The following is a 15,139-nucleotide window of genomic DNA, read 5'->3' as shown; positions in this document are numbered from 1 at the left end:
AAGGAGACCAGATTCATGGGCAGACGCCAGATTGTCAATCCCTACCTTCCGAGCTGGGAATATACGCCGGACTGCGAGCCGCATGTCTTCGGAGACCGGCTCTATGTGTATGGAAGCCATGATGCAGCAGGCGGAAAGAGCTACTGCGTCGGCGACTATGTCTGCTGGTCGGCTCCCACAGACGACCTCACGCATTGGAGCTATGAAGGCGTCATCTATACCCGCTGGGACGATCCGAACAATGCGGAGCACGCCACCTATGCTGCCCCTGATGTGGTGCAGGGACCCGATGGGCGCTACTACCTCTATTACTTCTATGGCTTTTCCGCCATCGGCGTGGCGGTCGCAGACGAGCCGGCGGGACACTTCCGCTATCTTGGCCGCGTCCAGATGGAGGATGGCACCCTGATTGCTCCCGGCAACGGTCTGGGTGCACCGTTCGATCCGGCGGCGTATGTCGAGGATGGACGGGTCTGGCTCTACTATGGCTTCGGCGCACGTCCTTCAGACGCTGCGCGGTTCAAGGGACCGGATGAGGTGCTGGCGGGTTCCTATGTGGCAGAGCTCGAGTGCGACATGCATACCGTGAAGGGGGCGCCGAAGCCGTTCGTGCCCGGCATGCGCGATGCTGCCGGCACGAGCTTCGAAGCACATCCCTTCCTCGAGGCATCGAGCTTCCGGAAGATCCGGGGCAGATACTACTTCATCTATTCGAGCGCCCAGGGCCATGAGCTCTGCTGGGCGAGCACGAGCGCTCCTGATGTGCCGCCCACGTTCGGCGGCGTCATCATCAGCAACGGCGATGTGGGGCTTCGCGGCCATGAGCGGGAAGAGGATGCCGTCTTCTATCTCGGCAACAACCACGGCAGCATCGTCGAGGTCGAGGGGGTGCCCTATATCTTCTATCACCGCCATACCCATGGCATGCAGTTCTCGCGCCAGGACTGTGCAGAGCCGCTCTGCATCGGGGAGGACGGCAGCATCCAGCAGGCAGAGATCACGAGCCAGGGCCTGAATGGAGGACCTCTCGATCCGGAGAAGGAGATTCCTGCCTATGCCGCCTGCCATCTGAGGAGCGCCGAAGGCATCCTGCACTTCTCGTCGCGGTGTGTCTGGAGCCCCCTGCATCCGAAGCTCGTGCAGGAAGAGATTTCCGGCGTGCCGACCTCGTCGCGCCTCTTCATCGCGAACATGCGCGACCGCGCCGAGGTGGGCTTCAAGTATTTTGCCTTCTCCGGAGCAGGAGACGCGCTCGAGGCAGAGATCAGGGGGGATGCGGAAGGCGTGCTCGAGGCCCGCCTCGATGCACCGGATGGCCCTGTGGCTGCCCGGATTCCGGTGTCTGCTGCAGATAGCTGGCACAGGGCAAGCGCTGCGCTCGATGGAGCTGTCCGGGGCACGCATGCGCTCTATTTCGTCTTCCGGGGAACGGGCGCTCTCGATTTCTATGCGTTCCGTACCGTACACAGCGCAGAAGGCTGCTGAAAGGAGCACAAGATGGCACAGATGGGATCCTGGCACGGAGAGCCGTGCCTTGAGGTCGCAGGAAGGCGCTTCGTCGCGCTTGCCGGCGAGGTCCACAACTCGACGAGCTCGGATGAGGCTGCCATGGAAGCTGCCTGGCAGAAGGCCCATGAACTGGGCATAGCGACACTGGCAGTGCCCGTGACGTGGGAGCTGCTCGAGCCGGAAGAGGGCGTCTTCGACTTTTCTCAGGCAGACAGCCTGATTGCGCAGGCACGTACCCATGACGGGCATCTGGTCTTTCTCTGGTTCGGCACCTGGAAGAATTCCCAGGGCTTCTATGCGCCTGAGTGGGTCAAGCGTGACCAGAAGCGCTTCTGGCGCGCAGAGCCCATCCGCGGGCAGCGCCAGATCGAGATCGCGCGCTACCATGCCACCTATGGGACCTTCAGCGCGCTCTCGGACGAGACTGCAGCTGCCGATGCCCGTGCCTTCGCTGCACTGATGCGGCATCTGCGGGAGCTCGACGGCAAGGCGCAGACTGTCGTCGCTGTGCAGGTGGAAAACGAATGCGGCCTCATGTGCGCAGCACGCGAGCATTCGGAGCTGGCAGACGGGCTCTTTGCGCAGGAGGAGGTCCCCGAAGCCCTGCTCGGTGCCCTGAAGGCACACCTCGAAGAGCTGCCGGACGATGTCAGGGCCGTGGTAGGACAGGCTCAGGCAGGAAGCTGGGAGGAGGCCTTCGGCAGCAATGCCGTAGCAGACGAGCTCTTCCAGGCCTGGCATACCGCACGCTTCGTCGAAGAGGTCGCTTCGGCCGGCAGGCGCGAATATGCGCTGCCGCTGCTTGCGAACTGCTGGCTCGACAAGGGCAAGCCTGCAGGCAGCTATCCTTCCGGCGGACCGGTTGCGCGCATGATGCCGGTATGGAAGGTGGCGGCTCCCTCGATCGATATCATCTGCCCCGACATCTATGTACGCAGCTTCTGCGACGTCTGCGACGGCTACCACACAGATGCAAATCCCCTCTCGATCGTCGAGACGGCCACGCACAGCTATCTGGCTCCGCGTGCCATCTGGGCCATCTGCCACCACCATGCCCCGATCTTTGCGCCGTTCGGCTTCGAGGAGATGGGGGAGCCCTTCACAGCGACGCAGGGCTTCCTTTTTGGCATGGATGTCTCGGATCCGGCGCTTCAGACGCCGCAGGATCCTGTGCGCTATCGGCAGACGCTGGAGCTTCTCCAGGAGCTTGTGGATATGCAGACGGCATGCGACCTCGCAGGCAGCAGGCTCGATGCTGCAATCGCGGAACGGGGAACCGAACAGGCGCTTCCCTTCGGGCAGGCACTGCTCAAGGCCAGCTTCACGGAGGGCGTGCCGGGAGCCGTGGCTGTGCTCGATCTGGGTGCAGACAGCAGGGAAGGGACAGCCGAAGCCCTGATCCTAGCGTATGAGGCACGCCTTTCCCTTGCATCGGCAGACGGGAAGCGGCCGTATGCCGAGGTGCTGAAGCTCGAGGAAGGACGCTGCCCGGAAGGCGTGTGGCAGCGCGGAAGAAGGCTCAACGGCGACGAGCTCCAGATCCTTTCCTGCACCGAGCCCACGCTCCTGAAGGTCCGCGTGCTGCTCTTCTCCTAGGGCAGCTCTTCGCTTCGGACATCTGGCCTGCGCCTGCCTTGTCGCATATGGTCAGCACAGAGCTGTGTGTCCTGGATGTGGGCCATTGGCGCAGATGGGGAACTACCTGGAGATATCCAGTCGGCATGTGCCCTGAAAAGGGTGTGTCCGGCAGCGTGATGAGGTCATTTTCCGTCAACTCTTCGGTCCTTCTCCGTCATTGTCCTGAGGCTTGGCCTATCCGTAGAATCAGGTTGGACAGCTTGAGAAGGGATTGCCATGACAAAGATCGAGCAGGTGCTTGCCGGAACATCTGAGAACCATATCGCGCCCTTTCTCTGGGTGCACGGGGAAGACCATGAGGCATACCGCGAGACGATTCTGGCCATGCACAAGGCAGGCATCGGCGCGCTCTGCATCGAGGCCAGGCCCCATCCCGACTTCAACGGCGAAGGCTGGTTCTCCGATATCGCCTTCATCATCGATCTCTGCCGCTCTCTTGGCATGAAGGTGTGGCTGCTCGATGACAGCCACTTCCCGACAGGATTCGCGAACGGCGAGGTCGCAAAGAACCACCCTGAGCGCCGCAAGCGCTATCTCAGGCTCCAGACCTTCGATGTGATGGGCCCGCTCAAGTGCTCCCAGCTGAACCTCAGCTATGCCCTGATGGATCCCGAGGCGAAGATTCTCGCTGTGCTTGCGCAGAGGAGGGCCGAAGACGACGAGCCCGATGTCTCAGACACGCGCGACCTCACATCCCTTGTCCATGAGCGCAAGGACTGGAGGTTCGGCCGTCCGTCTACCGATCCTCTGGGAAGGCCGACAGGCGCCTCGGAAGGCCCCGTCACGGTCGTCGACCTCGACCTGCCCGAAGGTGCCTGGTACATCCAGGTGCTCATGGTGAGCTATCGTGGCGGCGAAAAGGAGACGGAAGGCTATCTCAATCCGCTCGAGAAGGAGGCAACCCAGATCCTCCTCGATACGGTCTATGAGCCCATCTTCGAGCACTTCGGCGACGAGTTCGGTCACACCTTCCAGGGCTTCTTCTCGGATGAGCCCCGCTTCGGCAACATCCATGGTTCGGAAGGCGCTTCGATTGGCAGGAATCCCCAGATGGTCCTTCCCTGGACCGAAGCCGTGCCCGAGCGTATGGTGGAGCATCTCCCAGAAGAGATGGGGAAAGACGACATTGTCCGCTATCTGCCGCTTCTCTTCTTCGGCGAGAGCGCAGAGGCCCATGCGATACGCTATGCCTACATGGATGCTGTCAGCGAGCTCTGGAGCGAGAACTTCGACGGCGTGATTGCTGACTGGTGCCACCGCCACGGCGTCAGGCATATCGGCCATACGATCGAGGACAACAACGCGCTGGCTCGCCTGGGGTATGGTGCCGGCCACTTCTTCAGGGCAGAGGCTCATGCCGACATGGCAGGCATCGATGTGGTGATGCAGCAGCTTGTGCCCGGGTATGACAAGGGGGTCTTCCGCGCCTTCCACAAGCCGGGCTGGGATGCAGAGTTCTTCACCTATGTCCTGGGCAAGATTGGCGGCTCGCTCGCCCATATCGATCCTGCCAAGCACGGGGCATGCATGGCAGAGGTCTTCGGTGCCTATGGCTGGGAAGAGGGCCTTCCCCTCATGAAGTACCTCGCCGACTACATGCTCGTGCGTGGCGTGAACTACTTCGTGCCGCATGCGTTCAGCCCGAAGGCCTTCCCGGATGGAGACTGTCCGCCGCACCTCTATGCCCATGGCATGAACCCGCAGTATCCAGAGCTCAAGGTCCTTATGGATTACATGAACCGGCTGGCAGCCCTTCTCTCGGGCGGCACCTATGCAGCACCGGTTGCCCTCTACTTCAATGCCGAAGGGGAATGGTCGGGAGACTGGCAGCTTGCGCAGAAGCCTGCCCGTGTCCTTGCCCGCAGCCTCATCGAGTATGACTTCATCTCTGCAGACTGGCTCATGGAGGCAAAGGCAGAGGAGGGCGAAGACGGCGTGTGGCGTCTCGTGGCAGGCGCCGAGCGCTTCCGTGCCCTCGTCCTTCCCTGGAGCGAGGCGCTGCCCGAAGCGCTGCTGATGAAGGTTGCCGAGCTCTCCCAGAACATTCCGGTCTGGTTCCTCTGCGGCCTCCCCGAGCGTACGAGCGAGGGGCATGAGGTGCCAGATCTATCCTGCGTGCACATCGCTTCCCTGGATGACCTCGCAGACAAGCTCTATGATGCAGGCATTGGAGAGCTCCTGCCTTCTGAGCCGGAGCCGTGGCTCAGGAGCTACCACTACGTGCTCGATGGGGTGGACGAGTACTTCTTCGTGAACGAGAGCCCCTCCGAGCGCGTCCAGTGCACGCTTATGGGTGCACCAGAAGGCAATGGCTATGTGTTCGACGCCTTCTCGGGCCGGCTCTTTGCAGATTCTGAGCCCTTCGCGCTCGATCTGGCACCGGGTGCCTCGAAGTTCGTGCTTGTCTCGAAGGCCCCGCTCGAGGCAGAGGAGGCTCTGCCTGCATTCGAGGCTTCCAGCCGCCGTGTCCTCACGAGCTGCACTGCCGAGCTTTCCTCCTTCGAGTCGAGGGGCACGGAGTGGAGCGCACCGTACAGGCTCTCGAAGCCTGCCTTCGCAACGAACCTGCCAGGACAGGAATCCTTTGCAGGATATGTCCGCTATCGTTTCAGCTTCGAGCTCACGGAGGCGGAAGCTGCAGCTTCAATCATGCTCGAGCTTGCCGATGTCGCAGGCGTCGTGCGTGTGCAGGCAAACGGACGCGAACTCGGCGTGCGCATCGTGCCGGACTGGAGCTTCAGCCTCGATGGGGCGGTGCATCCGGGACGCAACGAAATCCTCGTCGAGGTCGCAGGAACGCTCGGACGCGCGATGGATGACTTCGTGGGGCAGTTCCTGCCAATCTCGCCGACCGGCATTGACGGCGCAGAGCTCGTCTTCGGCGCCTAGACAGCAGCATAGAGAGTCTTCTGGCCCTGCTTTTCCTGCGAGAAAAGCAGGGCCTTCTGCTATGAGGCTATCTGTCAGATGGGCCGAGAGGGTAGAATGCAGCTGTTGCCAATGGAAAAGGAGGTGTTAGAAATGGCAAGAAAACTGACTGATGTCGAGCATGCCCTCATGGAGCTCGTGCGTGATGAGGTGTCTCCTCTGATCCCGCCTGCCAAGCGCAATCTGGCTTCTGGCTTTGCAAGTGCGCTCGTGCGTCTCAAGGACTACCGCACGGACAGGAAAGGCCTCGAGAAGCTTCTTTCGAAGGTCGGGCTCGACGACAGCGAGACGCAGGACAGCATCTGCTCCGAAGTCCTGGTCTGGTATGGACAGGACAATGTCTTTGGCATCAAGGACGAGCTGATCGAGGCTGCCTATGCCAAGGCGACCGAAGAGGCCGAAGAAGAGGCGGCAGAGGCTGACAGGGAAGAAGACATTGTTCCCGAAAGCGAACCGGTCGCATCTGAAAGCGTTGCAGTAGCCGTGGCAGAGCCGGAGGCCGAAGCTGCACCGCAGGAGGAGGCTCCTGAAGAGGAGCCGAAGCCGAAGAGGACCCGCAGGCGGAGGACGAAGAAGGCTGTGCCTGAGGCTGAAGAGGCCGAAGGCCCATCCAATGCTTCCGAGGCAGACAATGTGCAGGAGCAGGAAGAGGCACCGAAGAAGCCCCGCCGCCGTACGCGCAGGAAGGCAGAAGCTGCTGCAGCAGAGCCTGAGGCAAAGGCTGCAGAAGAGCCTCAAGAGGCAGGGGAGGCCAAGGCAGAACCTGCAGATGAGGCTGCCGAGGCACCGCGCAAGAGGCGCCGCCGCACCCACCGCATCGTGAAGGCAAAGGAGGATTCCTCCGAAGAGACGCCGGAAGAGGTGCCTCTGCAGGAGGCAGAAGCACCTGCCGAGGCAGCATCCGTGCTCGAGCCTGAGCGCGAGGCAGAAGCCGAGGAGGCAGCTGCTGAAGAGGCAGAGGCTGACGAGGCTCTGGGCATCGACAGCGATGCAGCCGTTGAGGCAGATGAAGAATCTGCTCCGAAGGAGGAAGGGGCGCCTGCGGCGAAGCGTCCGCTTCCGCCGAAGCCGTCCCACTCGCGCGACCTGCGCAAGATTCCCTATGTGCGCAGGGGTGGCGAGACCGACGCAGAGATCAGGCAGAAGATTGTCCAGCTCGATGAGAGGTTCTGGATGAACGGATGGCTGCTCTCGCATCCGAAGGCCTATGTGCTCTTCGAGCATGAGATCGAGACGATGAACTCCATCCTCCAGGACGGGATGCTCCCTGGAGACATCACCCGCCGCCAGCTCGCCTACCAGATGGGAGGCGACGAGAAGTTCTTCGAGTATGGCTCTGACGGATTCCGTCTTCTTCGTGCCCTCGGTATGGAGGACATCATCCGTCACCGTCCGCTTCCGAAGTCTGACCTCGTCTACCATGCGCCAAGGAGACGGAAGCACATGCGGGTGCTCGTGACGGAGAACCTCGACCCCTACCTCGATGTGCATGACCTCATGTACGAAGATGGCAGGACGACGATCCTGGGCGAGCGCATCCATGCAGTCGTCCTCGGCGGCGGCACGCCCATCATCGAGCACAACAGGCTCTCGCTTCTGCTCGATACCTTGGGTGCTGACACGATCGAGGTGCTCTACTGGGGCGATATCGACCGCGCCGGCATCTCGATCATGAACAAGCTTGAGCATGAGCTCAATGGCAAGTACGGGTTTGCCCCGTTCGCCCCTGCCTACGAGCTCATGGTGAAGAAGGCGTCCGAGCGCTTCCCGGATGCCCGGGACAACGAGACGACGAAGCAGGTGAATATCGAGGACTATGATATGACCCCGCTTCTGAATGTCCTTTCCGACGAGGCGGCTGCCTATGCAAAGACGGTCGTCGATTCCTGCGAGCTCATTCCGCAGGAGATTCTCGTGAAGCAGGATCTCTAAAAAAGAGCCTGTATTGTTAGAGATACTTATTCGAGGCACGCTTTCCCTGATGGGGAGGCGTGCCTCTTTCTTTCCGCATGCTCTTATATATATGCATCATGACCTGCACATATGCTGCTCCGAAGAGACGGCCTGCTCCTTCAGGACGAAGCTCCAAAAATATTGAGAATTGTTCTTGACTAGTGAGAATGGATATTGATAATAATAATCGTTCTCAGTTAAGGAGCAGCACAGCAGAGCTGCAGAAAAGAAAGGGGATGGGACATGTCTCTCATCAACAAGGAGATCTCCGATTTCAGCGTCCAGGCCTACCAGGCGGGCGAGTTCAGGACTGTTACCAAGGCTGATGTCCTCGGCAAGTGGGCTCTGTTCTTCTTCTATCCTGCAGACTTCACCTTCGTCTGCCCGACCGAGCTCGAGGAGCTTGCAGAGAACTATGAAGGCTTCAAGGCGGAGGGCTGCGAGGTCTACTCCGTCTCCTGCGATACCCACTTCGTCCACAAGGCATGGCACGACGAGTCCGAGCGCATCCAGAAGGTCGCCTATCCGATGCTCGCTGACCCGGCACATGTCCTTGCAGAGGACTTCGAGGTCCTGATCGAGTCCGATGGCCTTGCGGAGCGCGGCGCCTTCATCGTCGACCCGGATGGCAAGATCCAGGTCTACGAAGTCACCGCAGGCGGCATCGGCCGCAATGCGAAGGAGCTTCTGCGCCTTGTCCAGGCCGCGAAGTTCGTCCGCGAGCACGGCGACCAGGTCTGCCCTGCAAAGTGGCAGCCGGGTGCCGAGACCCTGAAGCCGTCCCTCGATCTTGTGGGCCAGCTGTAAGACAGAAACGTTTCGGGAAGGCCAGCGGAAGCTGGCCTTCTCTCTGAGGTGGCAGCAGACGAATACGAAGGAGGTCTGCCATGGAACAGGAAGAGAAGATCTATGATGCGGTGATCGTCGGCGGCGGCCCCGCTGGACTCACGGCGGCGCTCTATCTGGCACGTGCCCGCTACCGCGTCCTTGTGGTCGAGCGCGAGCACTTCGGAGGCCAGATCACGATCACATCAGAAGTCGTGAACTATCCAGGCGTCCTTGCTGCCTCGGGCACAGAGCTTACCGATACGATGCGCCAGCAGGCCGAGGCCTTCGGTGCCGAGATGCTGCTCGCCGAGGTGGAGAAGATCGACCTCTCGGGCGACGTGAAGCACGTGAAGACCAGCAGGGGAGAGCTCTCGTGCCTCGCGGTGCTTCTGGCAACCGGTGCAAGCCCGCGCCGTGCCGGCTTTGCTGGCGAGGAAGAGTTCCGCGGCCACGGCGTTGCCTACTGCGCAACCTGCGACGGCGAGTTCTTCTCGGGACGTCCGGTCTTCGTCGTGGGCGGCGGCTTTGCGGCGGCAGAGGAAGCCGTCTTCCTCACCCGCTATGCCTCGCATGTGACCGTGCTTGTGCGCGAGGATGACTTCACCTGCGCGAAGGCGACAGCCGATGCGACACGTGCGAATCCTGATATCACCGTGCATACGAATGCCGAGCTCGTCTCGGTATCTGGTGACTCCGTCGTAAGGAGCCTCGTATGGAAGGACGAAAAGACCGGCGAGACTCATGAGGTGAAGCCTGAGGATGGAGGGACTGTCGGCGTCTTCGTCTTTGTTGGCTATGCGCCGGCAACAGAGCTGGCGCAGGGCCTTGCCGAGCTCGATCCTCAGGGCTATGTGATCACAGACGAGCACCAGATGACGACAGCAGACGGGCTCTTCGCGGCAGGAGACATCTGCCAGAAGAGGCTCCGCCAGGTCGCTACCGCAATCGGCGAGGGCGCTGCCACGGCGACGGAGATGGAGCGCTATCTCAAGGCAGCGCAGGAAAAGACCGGCATCCATCCTGTCCAGCCGGCAACGAGGGTCCAGAAGGCAGCCTCCAAGAAGGAGGAGAAGGTCTCCTCTGATGGTCCCATCGACGACGCGATGCGCTCGCAGCTGGCAGCGGTCTTCGAGCGCATGGAGAAGCCTCTTGTCCTCGAGCTCCATCTCGACGACGGAGAGATTGCATCCGAGCTTGCCGCCTACATGGAGGCGCTTGCTCAAGAGAGCGACAAGCTTTCGGTCACGCGTGCCGATACATCTTCCGACGATCCGGCAGAGCTCCCCTATGTCTCAGTCCTTCGGGATGGTGTGCCCTGCGGCATGAGCTTCCACGGCGTGCCGGGAGGGCATGAGTTCACCTCGTTCGTGCTCGGCCTCTACAATGCTTCCGGTCCCGGCCAGCAGATAGCCGCCGCAGACCGCGAAGCCATCGCGGCAATCTCGCGTCCGGTGAAGATGAAGGTGCTTGTCGGCCTGTCCTGCACGATGTGTCCTGAGGTCGCCGTCGCGACGCAGCGCATCGCAGCAGAGAATCCCAAGGTCGAGACTGCGGTCTACGACGTGAACCGCTTCCCGGCACTCAAGGATGCCTACGACGTGATGAGCGTTCCCTGCCTTGTTATCAATGACGGAGGCGACGAGCGTGTCGCCTTCGGTAAGAAGGGCTTGACGGAGATCCTCTCCCTCATCGGCGTCTAGGAAAACCTCAGAGACTGTACTTTTTGGGAGGGCCTCCGGACCCTCCCTTTCCATGTCAGCGCTCTGCGCAGGCCCGAAGTGCCTGATGGGGCTGCAAGAAAGGCAGGGGATGGAAAAGGCCTGATGGATATCAGCGCGTGCTCTCTGTCCTGTGTTCTGTTCTGCCTGCCGAATCCAGACAGCATCTTTCCTGGAGCATACATGGGGCAGGACCGCTGCCGCAGGTCAGCCCTTAAGCTTCCGGAAAGAGCGCTGCGGAGGTGCCGCTGTCTTCCGGCAGATGGGATGGCAAAAAAGAATCGCCCGGACCTCCTGACGAGATCCGGGCGATACGAGGAAGGGCACAGGAAAAGATCAGAAGCTGCAGTGGCCATCGAGCGTGCAGTGCGCGCCAGCAGCAGCGGGCTCTTCAGCAGGCGCTGCTTCCTGAGCCTCGCCTTCCACGACATGCTCCTTGAGGTAATCGATAATGTCAGAAGACTCATAGAGGGCCTTGCCGTCGATGAGAAGGCATGGCACCTGGCGCTTGCCGCCAACCTCGATGAGGTGCTCGCGGTCAGCTTCGGACTCATCGATGTTGTGGAGCGGCAGCTCGATATCGTTTGCCTCCATGAAGGAGAGGACCTTGTGGCACCAGGGGCAGCCGTTCTTTACGTAGAGCTCGAGATTCGAAGACATGGAATCCGCCTTTCGTTCGCTGTTGTTGCCTTCCTTGTTCCCGCAATCAGCAATTGGTACACAGAAGGAAGCATATTCATGCTTCATCCATGGATGCATATGCCGTGTCCGAATTCATGCCGCCGGTTGACCGTCTAAATATATTGTGCACAATAGATATGTCAGAACACGATGCAAGGAGGATCTCATGAAGTGCGCAGTCCGCTACTGTTCCCGTTCCGGCAATACCCGTCTTCTCGCAGAGGCTATCGCAGAGGAGCTCGGCGTGCCGGCCGTCTCTGTCGACGCTCCTGAGGCAAAGCTCTCAGGCCACATCGATGTCCTCTTTATCGGCGGTGCCCTCTATGTTTATGGCCTCGACAAGAAGCTTGTCTCCTATATCAGGACGCTTGACGGCGACATGGTGGGACGGGCGGTCCTCTTCTCCACGACCTGGCTCTCGAAGCACTCCTTCGACCTTATGAGGAAGGAGCTCGAGGCACGCGGCATCGTCGTCGCCGAGAGGACCTTCTATGCGAAGAACAAGCCGTCTGCTGAGCGCTTGAAGGAAGCAAAGGCCTTTGCCGACGATATGGCCAAGTAGAGGGAGCAGCTGATGGGTTGCATCCGTCCAGCCAGGAAAGAGGACCTTGCCCGCTGCATGGAAATCTATGCAGCAGCGCAAAGATTCATGGTGAAGGCAGGAAACCCGAACCAGTGGCAGGTGGGTTTTCCGACCGAAGAGATGATAGCGCGCGATATCGAGGGACATCATCTGATGGTCTGGACAGACGAGGATGGTGTGCCGCAGGGCGCCTTCGCCTTCCTGCCCGGTCCCGAGCCTGACTATGCGAAGATCTATGAAGGTGAGTGGCAGGACAATGGACACTACCGGGTCGTGCACCGCTTTGCGACAGCGAAGCAGGGCCTCGGCATCGGCTCTGCCATGATGCGCTGGGCGCTCGATGAGGCCAAGGCAGAAGGCATGGCAGTGCGCATCGACACCCATAGGGACAACATCCCGATGCAGGGACTGATCAGGAGCTGCGGCTTCGTCTATTGCGGCATCGTCCATATCAGGCGCAACGGCGAGGAGCGCCTTGCCTTCACGCATACATTCTGAGGGCGGTCGCTGTTAAGTGACTGAACATCCACACATCCCGCCCACATGTGTGATGGAAGTGCGGGCACAACGTGTCCGAGGTGTGGAGAAACATGCATAAAAGTGCCCTTTGAACAGGGATAACGCGTCATCGGGTATAACTGATGTCGGCGCGGGAAGCGCCCTGAACAAGTCCCCCAAAGGGCTCTCAGGATTGCATTTTATCTTGGGAATCCTATATGCTCCGGTGCTTTTGCCTCCTTGCACACCGGAGCATTTTCATATCGAAAATCAGAGCGTGGCGCGAATCTGGCGCAGATGCTCCTTCATCTTGGGAGCGATCCTTCTGCTGTCGAGCGCCTTCTGTATCGCTATGCGCTCCGTCTTTACGTGAAGCGTCTTTGCCTCGAGGAAGGGAAGGACCGATGCCTCCTGGGTGACGAGGGCCTCTGCCACAAACCAGCCGACCATCATCTCGATATAGTACCTTCCGTCATCTGCCTCCTGCGCCCAGAGGAGATGCTCGGGCCTGAAGCCATCGGGCAGAAGATAGCGCATGAGAAGAGAGATGCCGAAGCGGCGCGTGTATTCATGCTCTGCTTGCATCCACTTCCGGGAAAGCGCCTCGAGATGCTTTGGTGCGAGCTTCCTGAACGCTTTCGGGACAAGCGCATCGCAGACGGCCCAGTTGTCGACGAAGGGCAGAAGACGGCCGAGCTCTGCAATCGTGCGCTCTGCATCCTTCTCCTCGTTCAGCACGAAGGCATGGAGGAGGTATTCCTCGTAGTACGCATGGGGAAGCTCTTCGAGGAAGGCTGCCCTGTCAGGGGAGCGCAGAATCTCTTTCGCAAGGCGCCGCAGGCGCGGCACACGGACGCCGAGCATCGTGGCAGGGTCCGCTGTTGCGACAACGCGCGCATTGAACGTGCGGTACTGGCTCTCGGTATCCCTGAGTTCGAAGAGCCTCTGCTCGATCCAGTCCATGAGATCCTCCCTTCCCATAACAAGCATAGCCTGAAGAAAGAGGGACGGCTGCAGGATGTCGGACTCTCCAATCAGACGGATTGATGATTCAAATGCGTCCGAATATGGTCTTCTGCAATAAGTATCAATAGGCTAACATCTTCCCGTCGCTTATTGAGACGGGAGTGTCGGCATATGAAGAAGCCAAGTACGAAAGCACGCCTTGCAACCGATATCGTCGTGGCGGTGTTTCTCATCGTGACCTATCTGACGGGCCATGCAGATCCCCATGTGCATGCGCTCTTCGGCTTCCTGCTGGTCGCAGCGGTTGTCGTGCATGCCGTGCAGGCACACAGGAAGGTCGTGGCAACGACACGCAACGTGGCGAAGAAGTCCATGAACAGAGAGACGAGGCTCGACTGCTGCCTTGGCCTTGCGATGGCAGTCTTTCTGATCGCGGCGCTTCTGAGCGGCGGTGCGCTCATGCATATGCGCATGGCGGAAGGTCTCAGCTTCGACGAGGCGGCATCTACGCCTCAAGGCATCGTGCATATGTGCTCAGCTGTGCTCTTCCTCATCTGTGCGATTGTGCACATCGTGCTCAACAGGGCAGGACTCGACAAGCTGCTGCCCGCCAAGAAGGCATAGAGCATATTCTGGGGACATCCTGCGAAGGGACGGAAAGGCCTGCAGGCTTTACCGTCCCTTCTCTTTCTGACGATGCATTAAGGCCATCCCTCGAGCAGGCATTGCCATACGGCAGCGCTTTTTGGGTGATCGGCCATAGTCGACAGAAAGGGCAGCCTGAATCGATTATGGCCGATTCAGGCTGCCCTGGCATAAGACTGAAACCCCGTGCCTCTACTTCTGCGGGAAGGTCAGGATGTCAGCTCCTCCTGAAGTTCCTGTCTCGAGGCTGCCTTCTTCCTCTTCACTATCACCTCTGCTTGCCCTGTACCAGTGCTGCATGCGCTCATTCACCTCATCGAGGTCGAACGGTCCGTAGTTCTCGGTGCCAGCCCAGGTCACCGCACCGTCGTGGTCGGGATCCGTGACATCGGAGAGCGCTGACAGGAACTCCCTGAAACCGTAGGAGCCGCCCACATCTTCCGGAGGCGCTGCTCCTTCTCCTGCCGTGCAGCAGGGGAGGGTGCCCGGATAGGAGCGGATCGTCTCTGCGAGATGGATCGAATGCAACCAGGAGTCGCCGAAGTCGTACTCATAGACGGCATTCTTCGTCCTGGGGAACACCTCGTCGATGGTCATTGACTCCGCATCGACTGGCCCATTATGGGCGATGGCCGCGAAGGCCGCTCCTGCACCGTCTGCATCGCTCACAATCTCGATCTTTCTACCGTGCGTCGTGAGGCGGAATTCGAAGAGATGGGAGTCTTCCCAGAGGAAGGCCGACTGGATGATCTCATGGAACTGTCCGAATGTGATGTGCTGCGGCACGACGATGTCGCGCCAGCAGGTGAGGTCGTGTCCGAGATCGAGCACGATATGGAACTTGAAGGCAGGATTCTGGCGCTTCTTCTCCTGCTTCTTCGAGCTTGCGGCTACGGTCGTGAAGATGTCCTCCTGGAAGGCACTGAAGAGTTCCTTCATGAACTCGCCGGTGGCAGCACCTGCCGGCGTGAGCTCTATGCGCCCTGCAGGGTCCTTGGATACGCGGATATAGCCGCTGCGGACAAGGTCTGCGAGCGCCTCTCTTGAAAGTGTCCCGGTGCTTACCTGCTTCGTCTTGCTGCCTCTGCCCTCCGCCTTCGATGTCGCGGCGAGATACATGAGCGTGAGCATATCGAGCAGATCCCTGCTGTCTGTGTCCATTGCACGTGCCTCCATCCGGTCATTTCTGCAT

The 15,139-nt window shown here is 60.1% G+C and carries 12 protein-coding genes; 9 read left to right on the top strand and 3 right to left on the bottom strand.

Annotated features, from left to right (window positions below; all coding sequences use genetic code 11):
• Window positions 1-15 precede the first annotated feature (15 nt).
• The 6 genes from ABVS03_RS07595 to ABVS03_RS07570 all read left to right on the top strand — a co-directional run bounded on the left by ABVS03_RS07595 (window position 16) and on the right by ABVS03_RS07570 (window position 10,556).
• Window positions 16-1,485, top strand: a complete 1,470-nt coding sequence (locus ABVS03_RS07595) for a family 43 glycosylhydrolase (RefSeq protein WP_368018633.1) — start codon at window positions 16-18, stop codon at window positions 1,483-1,485.
• 12 nt (window positions 1,486-1,497) lie between these two features.
• The gene (locus ABVS03_RS07590) at window positions 1,498-3,105 is read left to right on the top strand and encodes a DUF5597 domain-containing protein (RefSeq protein WP_368018632.1); all 1,608 of its coding nucleotides are present in this window, start codon (window positions 1,498-1,500) and stop codon (window positions 3,103-3,105) included.
• 258 nt (window positions 3,106-3,363) lie between these two features.
• Complete coding sequence (locus ABVS03_RS07585; RefSeq protein ID WP_368018631.1) at window positions 3,364-6,036, top strand: glycosyl hydrolase; 2,673 nt, start codon at window positions 3,364-3,366, stop codon at window positions 6,034-6,036.
• Window positions 6,037-6,168: 132 nt separating this feature from the next.
• Window positions 6,169-8,007 (top strand): Wadjet anti-phage system protein JetD domain-containing protein, encoded by a 1,839-nt coding sequence (locus ABVS03_RS07580; protein ID WP_368018630.1) that lies wholly within the window; start codon window positions 6,169-6,171, stop codon window positions 8,005-8,007.
• 264 nt (window positions 8,008-8,271) lie between these two features.
• A complete protein-coding gene (ahpC, locus tag ABVS03_RS07575; protein WP_368018629.1) occupies window positions 8,272-8,835 on the top strand; it encodes an alkyl hydroperoxide reductase subunit C in 564 nt (187 codons plus the stop codon).
• A gap of 80 nt (window positions 8,836-8,915) precedes the next feature.
• Window positions 8,916-10,556 (top strand): FAD-dependent oxidoreductase, encoded by a 1,641-nt coding sequence (locus ABVS03_RS07570; RefSeq protein WP_368018628.1) that lies wholly within the window; start codon window positions 8,916-8,918, stop codon window positions 10,554-10,556.
• 354 nt (window positions 10,557-10,910) lie between these two features.
• Here ABVS03_RS07570 and ABVS03_RS07565 read toward each other — a convergent pair whose 3' ends face one another.
• On the bottom strand, window positions 10,911-11,234 hold the full coding sequence (locus ABVS03_RS07565) for a glutathione S-transferase N-terminal domain-containing protein (RefSeq protein ID WP_330971442.1): 324 nt from the start codon (window positions 11,232-11,234) through the stop codon (window positions 10,911-10,913).
• Window positions 11,235-11,421: 187 nt separating this feature from the next.
• On the opposite strand from ABVS03_RS07565, the gene ABVS03_RS07560 reads away from it, so the two are divergent.
• Both ABVS03_RS07560 and ABVS03_RS07555 read left to right on the top strand, forming a co-directional pair.
• Window positions 11,422-11,817: a flavodoxin family protein gene (locus ABVS03_RS07560; protein ID WP_368018627.1), complete on the top strand. Its 396-nt coding sequence runs from the start codon at window positions 11,422-11,424 to the stop codon at window positions 11,815-11,817.
• 57 nt (window positions 11,818-11,874) lie between these two features.
• The gene (locus ABVS03_RS07555) at window positions 11,875-12,336 is read left to right on the top strand and encodes a GNAT family N-acetyltransferase (RefSeq protein WP_368018626.1); all 462 of its coding nucleotides are present in this window, start codon (window positions 11,875-11,877) and stop codon (window positions 12,334-12,336) included.
• 270 nt (window positions 12,337-12,606) lie between these two features.
• On the opposite strand, the gene ABVS03_RS07550 is transcribed toward ABVS03_RS07555, so the two are convergent.
• Complete coding sequence (locus tag ABVS03_RS07550; protein WP_330971439.1) at window positions 12,607-13,299, bottom strand: DNA alkylation repair protein; 693 nt, start codon at window positions 13,297-13,299, stop codon at window positions 12,607-12,609.
• Window positions 13,300-13,473: 174 nt separating this feature from the next.
• Between ABVS03_RS07550 and ABVS03_RS07545 the strand changes: the two genes are divergently transcribed.
• Window positions 13,474-13,926 (top strand): hypothetical protein, encoded by a 453-nt coding sequence (locus ABVS03_RS07545; protein WP_330971438.1) that lies wholly within the window; start codon window positions 13,474-13,476, stop codon window positions 13,924-13,926.
• Window positions 13,927-14,139: 213 nt separating this feature from the next.
• On the opposite strand, the gene ABVS03_RS07540 is transcribed toward ABVS03_RS07545, so the two are convergent.
• On the bottom strand, window positions 14,140-15,108 hold the full coding sequence (locus ABVS03_RS07540) for a hypothetical protein (protein WP_368018625.1): 969 nt from the start codon (window positions 15,106-15,108) through the stop codon (window positions 14,140-14,142).
• Window positions 15,109-15,139 lie beyond the last annotated feature (31 nt).

It is taken from the genome of Olsenella sp. AGMB03486, assembly GCF_040884255.1.
GTDB lineage: Bacteria > Actinomycetota > Coriobacteriia > Coriobacteriales > Atopobiaceae > Olsenella_L > Olsenella_L kribbiana.
This window is presented reverse-complemented; position numbering and strand designations above follow the sequence as displayed.

Excerpts from the sequence above, each read along its gene's own strand:
- ABVS03_RS07595 (WP_368018633.1), top strand. The coding sequence starts at position 16 with ATGGGCAGACGCCAGATTGTCAATCCCTACCTTCCGAGCTGGGAATAT.
- ABVS03_RS07590 (WP_368018632.1), top strand. The coding sequence starts at position 1,498 with ATGGCACAGATGGGATCCTGGCACGGAGAGCCGTGCCTTGAGGTCGCA.
- ABVS03_RS07585 (WP_368018631.1), top strand. The coding sequence starts at position 3,364 with ATGACAAAGATCGAGCAGGTGCTTGCCGGAACATCTGAGAACCATATC.
- ABVS03_RS07580 (WP_368018630.1), top strand. The coding sequence starts at position 6,169 with ATGGCAAGAAAACTGACTGATGTCGAGCATGCCCTCATGGAGCTCGTG.
- ahpC (WP_368018629.1), top strand. The coding sequence starts at position 8,272 with ATGTCTCTCATCAACAAGGAGATCTCCGATTTCAGCGTCCAGGCCTAC.
- ABVS03_RS07570 (WP_368018628.1), top strand. The coding sequence starts at position 8,916 with ATGGAACAGGAAGAGAAGATCTATGATGCGGTGATCGTCGGCGGCGGC.
- ABVS03_RS07565 (WP_330971442.1), bottom strand. The coding sequence starts at position 11,234 with ATGTCTTCGAATCTCGAGCTCTACGTAAAGAACGGCTGCCCCTGGTGC.
- ABVS03_RS07560 (WP_368018627.1), top strand. The coding sequence starts at position 11,422 with ATGAAGTGCGCAGTCCGCTACTGTTCCCGTTCCGGCAATACCCGTCTT.
- ABVS03_RS07555 (WP_368018626.1), top strand. The coding sequence starts at position 11,875 with ATGGAAATCTATGCAGCAGCGCAAAGATTCATGGTGAAGGCAGGAAAC.
- ABVS03_RS07550 (WP_330971439.1), bottom strand. The coding sequence starts at position 13,299 with ATGGACTGGATCGAGCAGAGGCTCTTCGAACTCAGGGATACCGAGAGC.
- ABVS03_RS07545 (WP_330971438.1), top strand. The coding sequence starts at position 13,474 with ATGAAGAAGCCAAGTACGAAAGCACGCCTTGCAACCGATATCGTCGTG.
- ABVS03_RS07540 (WP_368018625.1), bottom strand. The coding sequence starts at position 15,108 with ATGGACACAGACAGCAGGGATCTGCTCGATATGCTCACGCTCATGTAT.